The sequence below is a fragment of the Microbacterium sp. USTB-Y genome, from assembly GCF_023703415.1.
Lineage (GTDB): Bacteria > Actinomycetota > Actinomycetes > Actinomycetales > Microbacteriaceae > Microbacterium.
The window spans coordinates 245,669-262,358 of the sequence record NZ_JAGMTU010000002.1 but is presented as its reverse complement, the minus strand read 5'-3'; the positions used below and the strand labels follow the sequence as shown (position 1 = coordinate 262,358).

General features: G+C 64.8%; 15 protein-coding genes. 8 read left to right on the top strand and 7 right to left on the bottom strand.

What is annotated here, in order from left to right:
- Positions 1-34: 34 nt before the first annotated feature.
- From J8G10_RS04885 to J8G10_RS04865, 5 genes are all read left to right on the top strand, one after another.
- Entirely contained in the window at positions 35-2,389 is a 2,355-nt protein-coding gene (locus J8G10_RS04885; RefSeq protein WP_251439909.1) for an excinuclease ABC subunit UvrA, read from the top strand.
- An 8-nt stretch (positions 2,390-2,397) separates the two neighbouring features.
- Positions 2,398-3,240, top strand: coding sequence for a TrmH family RNA methyltransferase (locus J8G10_RS04880; protein WP_251439906.1), 843 nt, complete (start codon positions 2,398-2,400; stop codon positions 3,238-3,240).
- A 508-nt stretch (positions 3,241-3,748) separates the two neighbouring features.
- Positions 3,749-4,873, top strand: coding sequence for a tyrosine-type recombinase/integrase (locus J8G10_RS04875; RefSeq protein ID WP_251439903.1), 1,125 nt, complete (start codon positions 3,749-3,751; stop codon positions 4,871-4,873).
- Between the two features lie 6 nt (positions 4,874-4,879).
- Positions 4,880-5,218: a helix-turn-helix transcriptional regulator gene (locus J8G10_RS04870; RefSeq protein ID WP_251439884.1), complete on the top strand. Its 339-nt coding sequence runs from the start codon at positions 4,880-4,882 to the stop codon at positions 5,216-5,218.
- Between the two features lie 356 nt (positions 5,219-5,574).
- A complete protein-coding gene (locus tag J8G10_RS04865) occupies positions 5,575-6,669 on the top strand; it encodes a hypothetical protein (protein WP_251439870.1) in 1,095 nt (364 codons plus the stop codon).
- Between the two features lie 152 nt (positions 6,670-6,821).
- Here the strand turns inward: J8G10_RS04865 and J8G10_RS04860 are convergent, their stop codons facing one another.
- The 4 genes from J8G10_RS04860 to J8G10_RS04845 all read right to left on the bottom strand — a co-directional run bounded on the left by J8G10_RS04860 (position 6,822) and on the right by J8G10_RS04845 (position 11,260).
- Positions 6,822-7,346 (bottom strand): HEPN domain-containing protein, encoded by a 525-nt coding sequence (locus tag J8G10_RS04860; protein WP_251439866.1) that lies wholly within the window; start codon positions 7,344-7,346, stop codon positions 6,822-6,824.
- Positions 7,343-8,524: a DUF262 domain-containing protein gene (locus tag J8G10_RS04855; protein ID WP_251439864.1), complete on the bottom strand. Its 1,182-nt coding sequence runs from the start codon at positions 8,522-8,524 to the stop codon at positions 7,343-7,345. Before J8G10_RS04855 ends, J8G10_RS04860 begins: the two co-directional genes overlap by 4 nt.
- Positions 8,525-9,031: 507 nt before the next feature.
- Positions 9,032-9,697, bottom strand: coding sequence for a GyrI-like domain-containing protein (locus tag J8G10_RS04850; protein WP_251439861.1), 666 nt, complete (start codon positions 9,695-9,697; stop codon positions 9,032-9,034).
- Positions 9,698-9,901: 204 nt separating this feature from the next.
- Positions 9,902-11,260: an NRAMP family divalent metal transporter gene (locus tag J8G10_RS04845; RefSeq protein WP_251439858.1), complete on the bottom strand. Its 1,359-nt coding sequence runs from the start codon at positions 11,258-11,260 to the stop codon at positions 9,902-9,904.
- 24 nt (positions 11,261-11,284) lie between these two features.
- Between J8G10_RS04845 and J8G10_RS04840 the strand changes: the two genes are divergently transcribed.
- The 3 genes from J8G10_RS04840 (at position 11,285) to J8G10_RS04830 (ending at position 11,854) form a co-directional block, all read left to right on the top strand.
- Entirely contained in the window at positions 11,285-11,458 is a 174-nt protein-coding gene (locus tag J8G10_RS04840; RefSeq protein WP_251439855.1) for a hypothetical protein, read from the top strand.
- A 5-nt stretch (positions 11,459-11,463) separates the two neighbouring features.
- A complete protein-coding gene (locus J8G10_RS04835) occupies positions 11,464-11,619 on the top strand; it encodes a hypothetical protein (protein WP_251439852.1) in 156 nt (51 codons plus the stop codon).
- Between the two features lie 61 nt (positions 11,620-11,680).
- Positions 11,681-11,854, top strand: a complete 174-nt coding sequence (locus J8G10_RS04830; protein WP_251439850.1) for a hypothetical protein — start codon at positions 11,681-11,683, stop codon at positions 11,852-11,854.
- A 520-nt stretch (positions 11,855-12,374) separates the two neighbouring features.
- On the opposite strand, the gene J8G10_RS04825 is transcribed toward J8G10_RS04830, so the two are convergent.
- From J8G10_RS04825 to J8G10_RS04815, 3 genes are read right to left on the bottom strand one after another with little or no spacing between them, the layout of a single operon-like run.
- Positions 12,375-13,847, bottom strand: coding sequence for a glycosylase (locus J8G10_RS04825; protein ID WP_251439847.1), 1,473 nt, complete (start codon positions 13,845-13,847; stop codon positions 12,375-12,377).
- Positions 13,844-14,908, bottom strand: a complete 1,065-nt coding sequence (locus J8G10_RS04820) for a glycosyltransferase (RefSeq protein WP_251439845.1) — start codon at positions 14,906-14,908, stop codon at positions 13,844-13,846. The genes J8G10_RS04825 and J8G10_RS04820 overlap by 4 nt, the downstream gene beginning before the upstream one ends.
- Positions 14,905-16,044 (bottom strand): glycosyltransferase, encoded by a 1,140-nt coding sequence (locus tag J8G10_RS04815; RefSeq protein ID WP_251439842.1) that lies wholly within the window; start codon positions 16,042-16,044, stop codon positions 14,905-14,907. The genes J8G10_RS04820 and J8G10_RS04815 overlap by 4 nt, the downstream gene beginning before the upstream one ends.
- Positions 16,045-16,690 lie beyond the last annotated feature (646 nt).

Here is a 16,690-nt window from a genome sequence, read left to right as displayed (position 1 = left end):
CCCTTTCCGTCCGCCGATGAGGAGGATCCCGCCGATGACCGAGGCCCACGTCGCCGACACCCACGACATGATCAGGGTGCAGGGAGCCAGGGAGAACAACCTCAAAGACGTCTCCATCGACCTCCCGAAGCGGCGCCTGACCGTCTTCACCGGGGTCTCCGGATCCGGGAAGAGCTCTCTGGTGTTCGACACGATCGCGGCGGAGTCCCGCCGCATGATCGACGAGACCTACAGCGCGTTCGTCCAGGGCTTCATGCCGTCGGTGCCGCGCCCCGACGTCGACGTCCTGGAGGGGCTGACGACCGCGATCCTCGTGGACCAGGAGCGGCTCGGCGCCAACCCCCGATCCACCGTGGGGACGGTCACCGATGCGAACGCGATGCTGCGCATCCTGTTCTCGAAGCTCGGTAGCCCCTACATCGGCGGCCCGACGGTGTTCTCCTTCAACATCCCCACGCAGAAGGCCAGCGGCGTGATGACCGGGCCTGGCGGCGAGAAGAAGATCGTGAAGGACGCGATCTATCTCGGCGGCATGTGCCCGCGCTGCGAAGGCAGGGGAGCGGTGTCCGATCTCGACCTGACCCAGATCGTCGACGAGACGAAGTCGCTGAACGACGGCGCGATCATGGTGCCCGGCTACACCGCCGACGGGTGGATGGTGCGACAGTTCGCGGAGTCCGGCTTCTATCCCGCGGACAAACCGGTCGCGGGATTCACGGAGAAGCAGCGGCACCTCTTCCTCTACGGCGAGGTGACCAAGGTCAAGATCAACGGGATCAACATCACCTACGAGGGGCTCATCCCCAAGATCACGAAGTCGATGCTGTCGAAGGACATCGATGCGCTTCAGCCGCACATCCGTGCGTTCGTGGAGCGGGTCGCCACGTTCGCGGTGTGCCCGGAGTGCGATGGCACGCGCCTGACGGAGGGGGCGCGCTCGTCGAAGATCGACGGGATCAGCATCGCCGACGCCTGCCGGATGCAGGTGACGGATCTCGCCGCGTGGGTGCGCGGTCTGGATCTGCCGGGCGCCGGTCCGCTCCTCGAGGCGCTCCGGGCGAACCTCGACGCCTTCGTGACGCTCGGACTCGGCTACCTCTCCCTCGAGCGGCCGAGCGGCACGCTGAGCGGGGGAGAGGCGCAGCGGATCAAGATGCTCCGGCATCTCGGCTCCTCGCTCACCGATGTGACCTACGTGTTCGACGAACCCACGATCGGGCTGCATCCGCATGACATCCAGCGGATGAACGGACTCCTCGAGCGGCTGCGCGACAAGGGCAACACCGTGCTCGTGGTCGAGCACAAGCCCGAGACGATCGCCATCGCCGACCACGTGGTCGACCTCGGGCCGGGCGCGGGAAGCGCCGGCGGCGAGATCTGCTTCGAGGGAACCGTCGAAGGACTGCGCGCCAGCGGCACCTTGACGGGTCGCCACCTCGACGACCGAGCGGAGCTCAAGGCCTCGGTGCGTGCGCGCAGTGGCGCGATCGCCGTCCGGGGTGCGAGCGCGAACAACCTCCGCGACGTGGACGTCGATGTCCCGCTCGGGGTGCTCACCGTGGTCACGGGGGTCGCCGGCTCGGGCAAGAGCTCGCTGATCCACGGCTCCGTGGCGAAGGGCGAGGGGGTGGTGTCGATCGACCAGACGGCGATCAAGGGCTCGCGCCGCAGCAATCCCGCCACCTACACCGGCCTGCTGGATCCGATCCGGAAGGCGTTCGCCAAAGTGAACGGGGTGAAGCCCGCGCTCTTCAGTGCGAACTCCGAGGGCGCCTGCCCCACGTGCAAGGGCGCCGGCGTGATCGTGACCGAGCTCGGGTTCATGGACACGGTGGAGAGCCCCTGCGAGGACTGCGGCGGAAAGCGCTTTCAGGCGGCGGTCCTGGAGTACAAACTCGCGGGCAAGGACATCACCGAGGTGCTCGACATGCCCGTCGCCGAAGCTCATGAGTTCTTCCGCGGGGGAGAGGCGAAGATCCCCGCCGCCGTCGCGATCCTGAGCAGGCTCGAGGACGTGGGGCTCGGGTACCTGTCGCTCGGTCAGCCCTTGTCGACGCTCTCCGGAGGGGAACGGCAGCGGATCAAGCTCGCGACCCAGATGGCGGACGGCGCCGAGACGTATGTGCTGGATGAGCCGACGACGGGACTGCACCTCGCCGACGTGCAGAATCTCCTCGGTCTGCTGGATCGGCTCGTCGATTCCGGCAAGTCGGTGATCGTGATCGAGCATCACCAGGCGGTCATGGCGCATGCGGACTGGATCATCGACGTCGGCCCCGGAGCGGGCCACGACGGCGGCAGAGTCGTCTACGAGGGCACGCCTGCGGACCTCGTCGCGGCGAAGTCGACGGTCACGGGGGAGCACCTCGCGGCCTACGTGGGGGCGTGACGGCTTCCATGGCGGATCTCAAGATCAGCACGCGCAACTCACGATTCCAGCTGCTCGAGGCGCTGACGCGCAATCGCAACCATCGCCTGCGAGAGCATCGGTTCGTCGTACAGGGGGTTCGCCCGATCTCGCAGGCGATCGAGCACGGATGGACCCTCCTCACGGTGATCCACGATGCGGAGCGGTCGCTGTCCTCTTGGGCGCGCGACGTGCTGAAGCAGGCGCCGGAGACCATCTCGATGAGCTCGGCCCTGCTCGCGGAGCTCGCCGAGAAGGACGAGGGCGCCACGGAGATCCTTGCCGTGGTCGCGATGCCGGAGGACGAACTCTCGAGGATCCCGGTGCCCGCTGACTTCCTCGGGATGGTCTTCGACCGCCCAACGCAGCCGGGAAACATCGGAGCGATCCTCCGCTCGATGGACGCCCTCGGCGGCCAAGGGCTGATCGTGTCGGGTCATGCGGCGGACCCGTACGACCCGAAGTCGGTCCGCGCCTCGACGGGATCCCTGTTCGCGACGCCCGTCGTCCGCACGGCTTCGGGTGGACCGGTGTTCGACTGGGTGCGCGACATCCGCGCGAGGGGCATCCCGCTGACGCTGGTCGCGACGGACGAGCACGGCGACGTCGACGTCTGGGACTACGACTTCACCCAGCCGTCGCTGGTGCTGATCGGGAACGAGACGGGCGGTCTGGCGCGGGGCTGGCGCGAGGCCGCGGATGTGATGGTGCGGGTGCCTATGGTCGGTGCGGCGAGTTCGCTCAACGCGTCGAACGCCGCGACGCTCATGCTGTACGAGGCGGCGAGGCAGCGCGCGGCGCGCCCCGTCGACCGGCGCGGCGGGCTCTCATGAGGGCACGCCCGCACGCGATTGTTATGTCAGCTTCGGAGCGGGCGCCCCAGGTCAATGGGGCAGCGCTCCGTCAAGGATCGAACGGGAGCGTGAGCATCCCGACGAGCCGACGCGCTGCGTCGTAGGTCGATCATGCGCGCTGTGACGATGTGGCGTCGCGCTCGGGCGACTCGAGGTGCCGTGACCATGCAAAGAGTGGATCATGCGGCGCCCGTTGTGGACTGTGGAGCGGAAACGAGGTGGTTTCGCTTCGCCCCGGACCGCATGTGATATCGCTGATAATGCACATTATGTCAATTCGAAGATGGCCTGTTCTCGCTAGATGCGAATACGACACCTGGTACGACTTCCCTGGTCCGGTCCGGAACAACGAGGTTGCGTAGCGGCGCGTGGAACCTTCTGGCTGGAGGTTGGGATCTTCGTGCGGGCGTTACGAATCGTCCCTGACCTGGGATTTCGCAGTCATGCTTGCGGACTATTCGCAGTTAGTGCGAGACTTTCGCGTATTATGCGAGCATCTGAAGGGCCTGTTCCAGGCGCGGTTCCCGCCTATTTGCTGTCCGGTTCCGCGGTCCTGAACGAGGCCGAGAACGTCTGGCTGGCGATGCTGGATGGATGGCGTGCGCAGCAGTTCGCTCGGAATCTGGCTCCCTCGACGGTGGATGCTCGTCGTTCGATCGTGCTGCGGTTTCGTGGGTTTGCGGAGTCGTATCCGTGGTCTTGGACGGTGGGACTGGTGGACGAGTTCTTCATGGAGCTGCGCGGGGTTCGTGGTGCGTCGCGTTCGACGGTGCTGGGCTATCAGAACGCGCTGCGGATGTTCCTGGAGTACCTCACTGATCCGGCATACGGGTGGAGCGAGCAGTGTTGGGAGCGGTTTGGCGATCATCCGGCTCAGGTGTTCCACGAGTGGAATACGGCGCGGCACGCGGCGGAGTCGATTGCGGAGCCAGGAAAGCGCCCCTACACGCGGGACGAGCTGGAGGATCTCTTCGATTGCGCGGATGAGCGTGTGCTGCGGATCCGTCGTGCTGGGGTGAAGGGGTGGGTGCCGGCGTTCCGGATCGCAACGCTGATGAAGGTCGCCTACGCGTGGGGTCTTCGCCGCAACGAGGTCCGCCAACTGGATTTGGTTGACCTCGCGTCCAATCCTCGGGCGCGGCAGTTCGGCGACGCGGGGATCATCTACGTCCGTTTCGGGAAGGCGATGAAGGGCTCTCCCCCGAAACGGCGCACGGTGCTGACTTTGCCGGAGTTCTCCTGGGCGGTCGAGTGCCTACAGCAATGGCGTGACGAGATCCGCCCGCTCTACGCCCTGCCCGGGTCTACGAGCCTTTGGCCGAGCGAACGCGGCAATCAGATCATCACCGCCGGGCAGATCAGTCGGATGTTCGCCGAGGTCAAACGCGAGGCTGGTCTGACCGACGAGCTCGATTTCCACTCGCTGCGCCGCTCCTACGTCACGCACTTGGTCGAGGAAGGCTATGACGCGTTCTTCATTCAGCAGCAGGTTGGCCACGAGCACGCGTCGACCACGTCCATCTACACCGGCCTCTCCCCCGACTACCGGGCCCGCGTCGTCGACGACGCGATCGCCCGCATGGCCGCGCAAGCCCTCACGACAAAGGAGTGATCCCTCATGATTCGACGCGTTGACCACGGCTGGCGGCTGCGGGAGCTCATGGCAGCCCGCGGAATGACGACCATCTCCGACCTGATCCCCCACCTCGCCGACCGCGGCATCACGCTCTCCGACTCGCAGCTCTACCGGCTCCTTTCTGGCACGCCTGAGCGGATCAACCTCACCCTGCTCGGCGCGATCCTGGACGCGCTCGACTGCACGTTCGAGGATCTCGTCCCGGTGACGGTCACCGCGACGGCGTCTCGCACTCGCGCGACAGGAACCACCGACGCCGCGGCTCTCCCCCGCACCGACGCGATCCGGCCCGCCCGGGCACGGATCCATCGACCCAGTTGAACGCCCGCCACGCGGAGGCCGGTTGCACACGCTGCGGCCGGACCGGGGTTCGATTCGCGACCACCTGGCCGGAGGGCCGCATCTGTCGGCGCTGCTACCAACGGGCCACACGCCTCCACGGCACGTGTCCGGGTTGCGGCACCCACCGTCTCCTGCCCGGGCTGCTGGACGACGCTCCCGCCTGCACCGATTGCGCGGGAATCCCGAAAGACTTCCACTGCACCCGCTGCGGCCGAGAGGACGAACCCGTCCGAACCGGGCTCTGCGCCCACTGTTGCCTTGTCGATGACCTCACTGTTCTCTTCGATAACGGCAGCGGCGAGATCGCTCCGCATCTACGTCCGTTGTTCCAGGCTTTGACGACTCAGAAGCACGCCCGCAGCGCGAAGATCTGGCTCATCATCAACTCCGAAGCCACTACCCTGATCCAAGCTCTTGCCCGCGGCGAAGCGGCGCTCGAGCACGCCACGTTCATCGAGCATCCGAGCCCGCGCCACGTCACGTTCCTGCGCGAGCTCTGCATCGAGCATGGGCTCCTCTCCCCCGTCCATCTCGACATCGAACGCTTCCAGACCTGGCTCGCTGCAAAGGCGGCACTCGCGCACCCGGACGATGCCCGGATGATCATCCAATACGGGCGCTGGGTCCATCTCAACCGCATGCACCACCTCGCAGAGATCGGCCAGCTGAAGAAAGGCACGTTCCTCTCGGCGAAACAGTCCACGACCGTCGCGCTCGAGTTCCTCACCTTCCTCCGTGGCCGGCACACTGCGCCAGGAGAATGCAGGCAAGCCGACATCGATGACTGGCTCAGCGGCGGCCCCACGACACGCAGTCTCGCCCGCGGATTCATCCGCTGGGCCATGAAGCACGGCCACCTCGCCCCGATCGAGATCCCTTACCGGGTCGCCAAGACCACGCCCGTGATTACCCAGCGGCAACGCCTCGCGCACATCCAGCAGCTGGTTGCCTCGGGGTCGACTTTGCGGCCCCTCGAACGAACCGCGGCGCTCCTGCTCCTGCTCTATGGGCAACCACTGGCGCGGATCGCTCGCATGCGACTCAATCAGGTCCTCGTCGTTGACGACGAAGTCACCGTACGGTTCACCAACGAGGGCCTCCGCGTCCCCAAGCCTTTCGCGAGCGTTGTCCGCGCTCACCTCAACGACCTGCCCAACCTGAACACCTCAGCGCACCGCGACAACGACTGGCTCTTCCCCGGCGGGAGCCCCGGCCAACCCATCCATCAGAACACGCTGATGGTTCTGCTCCGCGACGCCGGCATCGACCTCCGAGGCGCCAAAAACGCTTCACTCCGCGAACTCGTGCTCCAGATGCCCGCACCGATCGTCGCGGACTCGTTCGACTACAGTTACAAGGTCACCGACCAACACCGCCGCAACGCGGGCGGCCAGTTCATCGACTACCTCACCAAACGCATCGACCCCTGATGCCACTCGGCAGACCCTTCCCTGAAAAGCGCTACGAGGACTCGGAACTCGAAGACACCGCCGGGCAAGGCCTCGAGGCCGTCCGATCCATCCGCGATGAGATCCGCGCCCGCGTATGCGCGCTCGTCGACGAAATTCTGTAGTCGCGTTCCTCAGTAGCTCGTCCGAAGAAGCGTTGGCAACATGTCAACAAAGCCGCGCGCGCGCACGCACAGTTCGTGCACCTCCTGAGCTGTTTTGGTAAGTGAGTATGCGGCAAAGTTTTCATGCACCAACTCGTTTCGAAGGTTCCCGAGCTCTAGGAATGCCTTGATTGCATCATCAAGAGTGGGATCGTCACTCACCTTCTTCGCTATCGCTGCCGCAAAGGTCGCACCAAACAATCCGAAGAACTGATTGGCGTTCTTTCTATCCCAGGAAAAATAGGTATGGTATTGACGTTTGACGGCCTTCTTTTCGACGAAGGCAGCAGCGTGCACGGCATCGCCACTGAGCTCGACGTAATAGTCTATGATGTGCTGCTGGAAGTCGACCTCGATCTCGCTGGCCCCAGCTAGAACCAGAGCCTTCACAAGCGCGGCACTTGCACGGGTTGCGAGAGACGGTTCATTGGTGAGCAGGAAGTCGAGAACCTCATCGAGGTCTTGCTTGAGTTCGGACTCAGCGGTGGCCATCATGCGAGGACCTTTCGTGCGGCTTGAATCCTCCCTCGCACGTTCGCCGTGTCCGTGGTCTGTTCCTGCGAGTGCTTCGAGAAGTCCGGGTCGTTTGCGATGTCGGACACGTCCTTTTCGGTGAGCGCCCACGACGCATTGGCCTCGAGCTTCTCCATCGCGGCAACGAAGACCGACTCAAAGAGAGGAACGCTGAACCTCTTCTGCCTGCTCAGGAAGGGTGTTCGCGGAACGTCTTGAACGGCCGCGAGGAATTTATCGACCATCCCCCCGATGTACGCGACCTCGGAGGAGTCCATGTCGCGAGCATGCTTGGAAAACTCGTTGAGGAAGCGAACCATTGAGGGTGCGTATGTGTCGGACGACCGCCAAAGAGCGATCGCTCGCAACAGAACCTCCGTGTCGCGCATGTGCAACTCTGGTTCCGGCCGGCCCAAGAGTGCACGCCACCCCGCCGAAAGATTCAAGCGGTGAAGTGCTTCGTAGAAGTGCGAGTGATAGAGACTCGCCCGAATCTCTTGTGGTGTGAGGAGAACTCCGCCCGTGTTGAGTCGATTAAACATCTCATAGATGGATGAGTCATCGTCCGTCGGCTTCACCTGCTTCACAATTACGTTTCGGATCGTGCGCAGTTTGAACGACGTCTGGTAGTCCCCAAGAGTGTTGAAGTTGAGCCCGTGGAACCGATTCGCCTGATGAGGGCTTATTTTTGGAAGCTGAAGGTTGAAGTTGTCGAAGAACTCGTCGTCGCCCAACACACTCTCCGGGATCGTGCCGAGCTCATCTACGATGCGACGCAGTTCGACGCGGCGATCTTTACGAGGAAACCTACCGTTAACGAAGTAGTAGATCGACATCAACCGTTGCTGGCCATCGATGACGAGGAACTTGTTCCTTGCCTCCTCGTACAGGAAGACCTGCGGGACAGGTAGACCGATGATCAGGCTCTCGATCAGTTTGCTCGCGCGTTTGATGTCCCACACGAAGTGCCGCTGGAACCCCGGGATAACCACCGCGCCGGAGCCGATGAAGTCGACAATCGTAGCCACGTTGAAGTCGTTCGGACTCGAGGTCAGGTCATACTCGTCGATCTGTGCGTCAACTTCTTGCGGAGAGTCGTCCTCCAGCCAACTATCGGGGGACAGAACCACGTTGTCGTCATCGGGCTGCATGTAGCCCATCTTGGTGGATAACGTGAAGGCACGGTGGCGGCTCCTGGCATTTTAGCCGCACGCGTCGCGCGTCCGTGCTCGATGGGAGCGCGGATGCTGATTCACTCCAGGCAGATCTTGGCCCGCGCGAGCGGTGCTGCGATCGCCGGACAACCTATCGTTCATGCGTGGCTGGACGGATGAGAACCGCGGTCGCCGCTCGAGCCCTGCACCGCACACGTCAGCAGCCGCTAGGCCCAGCCAGAGGCGCTATTCTGCTCTGTTATGCCTAAATCAGAAGACGTCTTCCTCACCGTCGATGGCCAGCACCATCGTGTCCTCTTCAGTGCTGATCTCTCCGATCAGGACCGTGAGCGATTGGGCCACCCCGCACCCGGCAGCGCATGCGCATGCTCGACCTGCTCCTGCGTCAACGAAGCCGACATGGGCACCCCAGAGCACCCGATCTGCGGCTGCTGCCTCGCAGACTGCCCCGACGTCCACTCGCCAGCTGCCTGACGAATTCGCCGCTCAGGACTACGCACCCACACCACCAAAATCGACACTACCCGCGCTTCTCGCAATCGTGAAGAATCTGGTGACGGTTCCCACCCTGTTGGATCTAGAGGTTGATCTTGGGGTTCTCATATGGTCGGGTGCTGTATGCCTTGACGGACTCCTACTTCTGCACGAGTCAGTTATCGGATCCGTCCGCTGCCGGCCCGACATCCGCCCTACCGCGATCAGCGACCGGCCACTGTACAAGCGTGCGCCATTGCGAGGAATCGAGACCGACGGAAGGTCACTCGAATAGCTCTCCCACATAACCGCCCCTGGGATCAGGTCATGGCCCGCGATGAACCGCTCAATCTCGGCATACGTCTGGCCGATGCTCGTGTAAGGCCCCACGTGCATAGCCTCGACGATCAAGCCTGCCGGCAGCGATCCTGGGGAGACATCTCCAGAGGCCTGAACAGGTCGCTGGATCGGGAACCCGGCCTCTACGTCAACGACGGCTCCGGGCATACCGTAGTACTTACCGAACGGCGGGCCGATGGGATGAACGCCCTGCGCAGTGAGCACCTGCATGGTTGCGCCGAACGCTCGTAAGAAGAACGCAGACATCTCCTCGAGCCCAACAGTCTCACGAACCACCGCGGTGTCCGCCCCCTGATGCTCGATCACATGGATGTCGATGCTCATGGTCATGCTCCATCGACGCGGGGACGCTCACAGCATGCATCAACCGGCGAGGCTCACAAAGGCCGTTGGTCCTATCGGGTCGAGACGAACTCGGAAGGTATCGTCGCGTGCGCGCCAATGGACAGCGCAGCAGCACCGTTACGTCAGCGCTGAGCAGCGAACGTATGGGAGGCGCACCGTGGCTGGTCGCGCGCCGTGCGGGCGTTAGATTGTGGTGAGGAGAAGGGCGATCGCCGCGGCTGCCATGACAGCGAAAGCGGTCCAGAGCCCGACGCGTGACCAGGGTCCGCTTCTGTGCTCGCCCATGAGGCCATGGCGGCTGGACAGGCGGATGATCAGGAAGATCAGTGGCACGGCGACGATGCCGTTGATGACGGCGGTGAGCACCAGCGCTTGCAGGGGGTCGAGACCGACGAAGTTCAGGAGGAGGCCGATGAGTGTGCCGGCGATGATGACGGCGTAGAAGCCCCGCGCTTGCGTGAAACGGCGCGAGAGTCCCTCGTGCCATCGGAAGGCTTCGGCGACGGCGTAGGCGCTGGAGCCTGCGAGGACGGGGATGCTCATCAGTCCGATGCCGATGACACCGATGGCGAAGATGAGCTGTGCGATGTAGCCGGAGTTCGGGAAGCTGTTGACCAGCGGCTGGAGTGCCTTCGCTGCATCCGCTGCGGTGGTGATGTTGGTGACGCCTGCCGTGTTCAGCACGACGGCGCCGACGAGGATGATGAACCAGGCGATCAGGTTGGAGAAGAACATGCCGATCGTCGTGTCGATGCGAAGCCTGCGTACATAGTTCTTGCTGATCCGGGGAACGCTGCCGCCCACGTCCTCCCGACGTTCCGCGATCTCGTCTTCGACCGTGTTGCTCGTCTGCCAGAAGAACAGGTAGGGAGAGATGGTGGTGCCGAAGATGCCGACGACGATGTACAGGAAGCTCCGGTCCAACTGAACGTGCGGGATCACCGTCACAAGCAGCGCTTTGTTCCATGGCACGGTGATGAGAAAGGCGGTGACCACGTAGGCGAACAGTGCGAGCGCGAGCCATTTGAGGATACGGATGTACACCTTGTAGGAGATGAAGACCTCGAGGCCGATGATCAGGACAACGAAGGCGATGGCGATCGCTGCGATCGGGATCCCGGGCATGAGGAGTTGGGTGCTCGCGGCCATCGCTCCGATATCGGACCCGATGTTGAACGTGTTCGCCGAGACGAGGAGCGCGACGACCGGATACAGCACCCGTTTCGGGTACTGATCGCGCACGACGGCGGCGAGCCCTTTTCCCGTGACCGCGCCGATCCGCATGCACGCGTCCTGCACGGCAACCATGAGCGGGAACGTGAGCAGCATCGTCCACAGGGTCGCGAATCCGAACTGTGCTCCAGCTTGCGAATACGTCGCGATGCCCGAGGGATCATCGTCTGCGGCCCCTGTCACGAGCCCGGGCCCCAGAATCTTCAGCAGGCGCCCCACTCGCCTTTGCGGCCTCGCCACGGGGGCACCGCCCTCGCGCTCAGGCAAGGCATCGGCACCGTGCACAGCATCGGCAGGCCGCTCAGTCATCCGAGGTCAGTGTATCCGTCGCCTATGACGGCCGAGGACACGATCGCTCGTCGAGACGGCGTGACCGAGATCGAAGTGGACGACACGCTAGCGCGCGAGGCGAACATCCCCGAGACGGCAAGTCTGATCGCGGAGCCGTCGCGACACCCAATAGATCTGAAGGGCCGTATCTATTGGGTGTCGACGCGCGTACGGTGAGGAACATGTGGCTCACTCTGATCGTCCTCCTTGTCGTCTGGGCAGTGCTCGCCGTCGTCGGCTTCGCGATCAAAGGACTGCTCTGGCTGGCCATCATCGGCATCATCCTGTTCGTGGGCACCATCGTCTTCGGGATTGTGCGGGGTCGTCGCAAGGCGTAACCCCGGTACGCGCGTGTCGCCGTCCGATCGTCGGAGGGCGAAAAGCTGAAGGGAGCAACACATGTCTGTCGGAGATCACATCAAGTCCGCATCCGAGAACGCATCGAACCTCACCAAACGCGTCGTAGACGCGGTGGAGAACAAGGTTGACGATGTCACCGAGGCCGTCGAAGGAGCTGCACAGGCTGCAGGCGAGAAGATCCGTCACGTCGCCGGGAGCGACGACCACGACTGACCCAGGGCGTATCTGACAATCCATTCCGTCACCGCTTGGAGGCGGCAATCTTGCCGGACACGCCATAGCCGTCGAGCGGGGCGCCCACAACTCGATCTGCGCCGGTATCGCCCCAATCCTGACCGCAAGATATGACATCACTCCGACGTCAAGCCCGGCGTTCAACGGCTGAGCATGACCTGGCGGGTGGCTTCCACGGACGCCACCCGCCAACTGCCTAGCGATGCGCCGCTCCAGGAATACGCACCCACACCACTAGTTACTGATGGTTCCGCAAGGTTTGCAGGTCCGCCCTCCCCCGACCAGAGGCGTCGAGCGCTCGGATACTGCTTAGATCAGGACTATTCCGGCCCCAGCAGGTGTCGGCCGGTGCGGCACCTGGATCAACCTGAACGGATGGGCACCGACCGGTGCGCCGTGAGCACCGATGTCTGTCGCCGCAGGACGATTCCTTCGTCGGCGCGGGGTGTTCGCGCGTTTGCGAGCTGTGGTCATCGCCGTCGGCTGGGCGCCTCACGGGTCACGTTCGGCGGGCTCCGGCATCCTCTGGTGCAGTCATCGCGGACAGCAGGCGCTGGACATTGACGTGCGCGACCCGTATGCGCTGGTCGTCCACGCCGTACGGGATCCACAGGATTCCGTCGTGAAGTAGCCCTCCGCAGCTGTAGACGACGTTCGGAACATAGCCGCCGGAGTCTTGGGGAGGCTCGATCAGCGGCTCGGGGAGAACGCCGATCACTCGCGAGGGGTCCTCCAGATCCAGGAGCAGCGCTCCGATGCTGTAGACGCGCAACGGCCCGACGCCGTGGGTGAGGACGATCCAGCCCTGAGGCGTCTCGATCGGGGAACCGCAGTTTCCGATCTGAACGATCTCCCAGGCGGCGGTGGGAGTCCGCAGGATCGTCTCGGCACCCCACACCAGACCGTCCAAGGAACGAGTCAGTGCGAGCGATTCCCCGTCGCCTCTGCTCAGGGCCAGATGCTCCCCTCCGATCTGCCGGGGGAACAACGCCATTCCCTTCGTCTGGGCCGGCGGTCCCGTGAGCCGGTGCACCGCGAATTCCCGGAAGTCAGTCGTCGTCAGCAGGCGTGAGGAGATGGCGTGACCGTCGTACGCCGTGAACGTACCGCCGTAGCGTGCTCCGTCGGCCTGCAGGCCTTGGACGAGGCGGAGATCCTCGATCCCCTGCCGTTCTTCGTCGGCGACCGGGAGAAGCACACGCGTACTGAGTTCGCTCTCTTTGGGGAAGATCACGTCGTAGGCGGAATCGGCGACTATCCGCATCGCGTCAAGCTGAGCCCGAGCACCACGTCGCTGCAGCAACGGCGCGCGGAGCGCCTGAATGGCCTGCTCGATCACCTGACCTCGGAACCTATTCGGCAGCGTCTGTCCGATGGCGTCAACGAGCTCGTCGGTGCCACCGTTGTGTTCGAGAGCGCGGAGGAAGTGATCCCTCGTCCACTCACCGTGGCGCACGGCAGGAAGGCAAGGGGGCGCCTGTCGCCGCAGGAACTCCCAGGTGAGTCCCGGCCCGATCACCGCAGTGCAGAACTGGATCGAGGAGAGGTGCCCTTCGCCGATCGAGCGCAGCGAGAGCAACACCCGCAGCTGCCCCGGCATTAGCCCGGTCTGATCCGGATGCTCAACCGTGCTCGGGTTGCACAGCGACACCCCCTCGATCGAGTACTCCGCGGTGAAGGCGGCTCCGATCACCACCGTCGCGTCCGCGCCGAGGTGCGGCGCATCGGGGAGGCGGACCATTGCGGCGTTCTGAAGCACATCGGCCATAGGCGACGGGTCCACGAGGCGATCGCGGATTCGTCGGGCGGCGGCAGCCAGCGCTTCGGGCGGGAGGGCCAGCACCCGGTCGAGGACCGCCTGCGTGCGGGAGCTGCCGCCCGGTGTGCCCTCTCCGGGGAGGAAGAACCGCGCGACGACCCTGTCGGCGCGCGCGCTCAGCTCGACCCCGGCGTCCACGGTCAGGAACGTCATGTTCGCGCGCCTCGCGCGTAGCGCGCGCATTGGTAGGCGCTGAGCGCAGCAAGGGTTGACTCCGCACCCCGGTTCTCGTTGCGCCCTCCAGGTTCGAGCCCGTCGTATCCTGCACCTGTTTCGGGGTCGAACATAGCGATGCCGGCGTCGTTCTCCCCGGTGAACCAGGCCCATGTCCGCAACGCCGCGCGAGACCACTTCTCGTCCCGGGTGATCGCCGCCGCTCGCATGCACGCCTCGGCGATCGTGGCGGGCTCGATCGGCTGCTGGTCGCCCGATCGCTCCGAATCCGAACGATCACGCCCCCCGGCGCCCACGAAAGACATGACCCCGGAGGGCCTCGTCTCGAGGCGCAGGAGCGTCTGCAGCATCATGAGTCCGGTGTCGATCATGCCTGGCTGCTGCAACGCCTGACCACCCGCGATGAGCGCTTCGCAGAGCGCGCCGTTCGCGTAGCGCAATCGCTGCTCTGGCCAGCTCTGATCCATGCCGTGCGGACGCGGGATCCTACGCAGGCTGTCGGTGAGCAGCGCACGAGCGGCCACCGTCCCGGGGAGGGCCTCGAGGATGTCGGCCGCGCCGATGGCTGCGAACGCGGAGGCGCGCACGTCGGGCGAGCTGCGCCGAGCCGCGCGCAGGAAGACGCGAAGAGCCCGCGCGCGGATACCTGGGTCGGGCGAGTGGCGAACGGCGGATCCGAGTCCGCAGACGGCGCGTCCCCACCAATCGCCGATGCTCGGGGCGTCGGTCCACGCACCGTCCGCAGACATTCTGTTGCGGACGGCGCCGTCGGGCGCGACAGCCTGCTCCAGGAACGACAGCGCCAGGTTGGTCAGGTATCGCAACCGGGCGCTGGCCGCGAACCCGCGCGGCACCCTTTCCCGGGCGATCACCGCGAGCACCCGGGCCGCATCGTCCGTACAGTATCCATGCTCGATGCGGGGCGTTTCGCCTCGGGCATGCTCGTACACGCCATACGGTCCGGTGAGAGCAATCAGATGACCCAGCGGCAGCACTCCGGTCGAGTGCGACCGGTCCACCGCGACGGCGTCGACGTTCATCCGGCGACCTGCAGGGCATGCATCAGATCGGCGGCGAGTGCCCGGTACTGAGCACCCACAGACGACCATCCGTTGACAAGCGGCTCATGCACGATCTGTCGCCTCGCGGCCGGCGCCGTGGCGACCTTGCGCAAGGTCGATGTGATGGCTTCCGCGATCTGTGCCGGATTCTTCTGGTCGACCAGCAGCCCCGCGCCTTCGGACAGCAGTTCCACGGCATGCGGGAACCTCGTCGCGATCACCGGCCGGCCGGCAGCCACCGCCTCGACGAGCACCCCGGAAGTGGTCTGTTCCCGGGAATCGTAAGGAAGCAGGATCACATCGGTCGCCGCGACGTCAAGGGCGAGCTCTTCAGGCTCACGATATCGTCCATCGATCTCGACGAGCTCTCCCACTCCCAACTCATCAGCAAGCGCCCACAGCGCCCTGCGGTACCGCTGACCGCTCTCCAGGATGACCTTCGGGTGCGTCTGCCCGAGCACCCGGTACACCGGAGCGGATCCGGTCGCCTTCATCAAGGCGACCGCCCTGATGCCCCATTCGATGCCCTTGCCCGGTCCGAGTAGCCCCCAGGTCAGGACCGTCGGCGGGTGCGGCGCGCCGGCCGGCATGGACAGGCTCCACTGGTCCACGCCGTGCGGGATGAGGCGCAATCGCGAAGAGGGGATGCCGAACTCGTCGACGAGCAGTTGCGATCCCGTGGCAGTCATGGCGACGACCGCGTCGCTCCGGTCGGCGACTGCCACGGTGACGGTCCGCTGATGCGGTCGGGGCGTGGCAAGTACGGTGTGCATGACGGTGACGACCGGGCGGCGGATGCGATCCAGCAGATCGATGACTTCCTCACCATCGGTTCCGCCGTAGATGCCGTACTCGTGCTGGACGACCACGACGTCGCAGCGGTTCAGTGCCACGGCGGCTCGAATCCTGCTGGGCAGATCCCCCGGGTGCAGGATGCCCGCGATCCGCAGTCGCGAGCGGGGCAGGGAAGGGCCGGCTGGGACGCCGTCGTCGACGCGGACGATCACCGACTCGTCTCCGGGACGGGCGGCGAGAACCCCGGCCAACGCGGCGGTAAAGGTCGCCAGCCCGCATCGGGTTGGCGGGAAAGTACTGACGAATCCGTATCGCGTCATCCGGGACGCCTTCCGCTCTGGCTGGCGTCGCAGCACCAGCCACTGGCGAGACGTCTGCCGAATGGCACCTCCCGTGGAATCGCGATCCGCGACCCGGTCAGCGGCCCACGTGGTGTGCCTCGTTCGCCGCTGTTGTCCTCAGGGTACGCCTGCTCGGCGCGCCGCGGGAGTCGTCGAGCGTATTGATCTCGTCAGAGAGAACCGCAAGAACACCAGCCGTTCGCACTCACCCATGGGAGAAGAGTGATGGATCCGTCGTGTCAGGAACGCAATCGACGCGCGTCCCTTTCGTTGCCCGGATGCTGCAGGGCGCCTGGGCCTGGGTCCGGGCGTGACGTTCTGCATCGTCGAGGACGTCAGCGGCTCGAACATCGAGGAGAGTCGGGCGGATCGAGGCAGGCGCAGCGCCACACCCGACGCACAGATTGCCGGAAACTGGTTCGGAACTCTGACGGCAGCCCGCGACGAACACTCTTGGCTTGCCGCTTCCGTACTGCCCGCCAGACCCGCGCCCGCTGACCTCGAAGCGCCTCACGACCCGGTGCTTGCGCCCTCGGAGGTGCGGTAAGGAATCGCGGATATTCAGACCTCTGAGGTCAAGACATAAGCCGGGCCACGCGCTGAAGGGCGGAGGAGGTGGCTGATG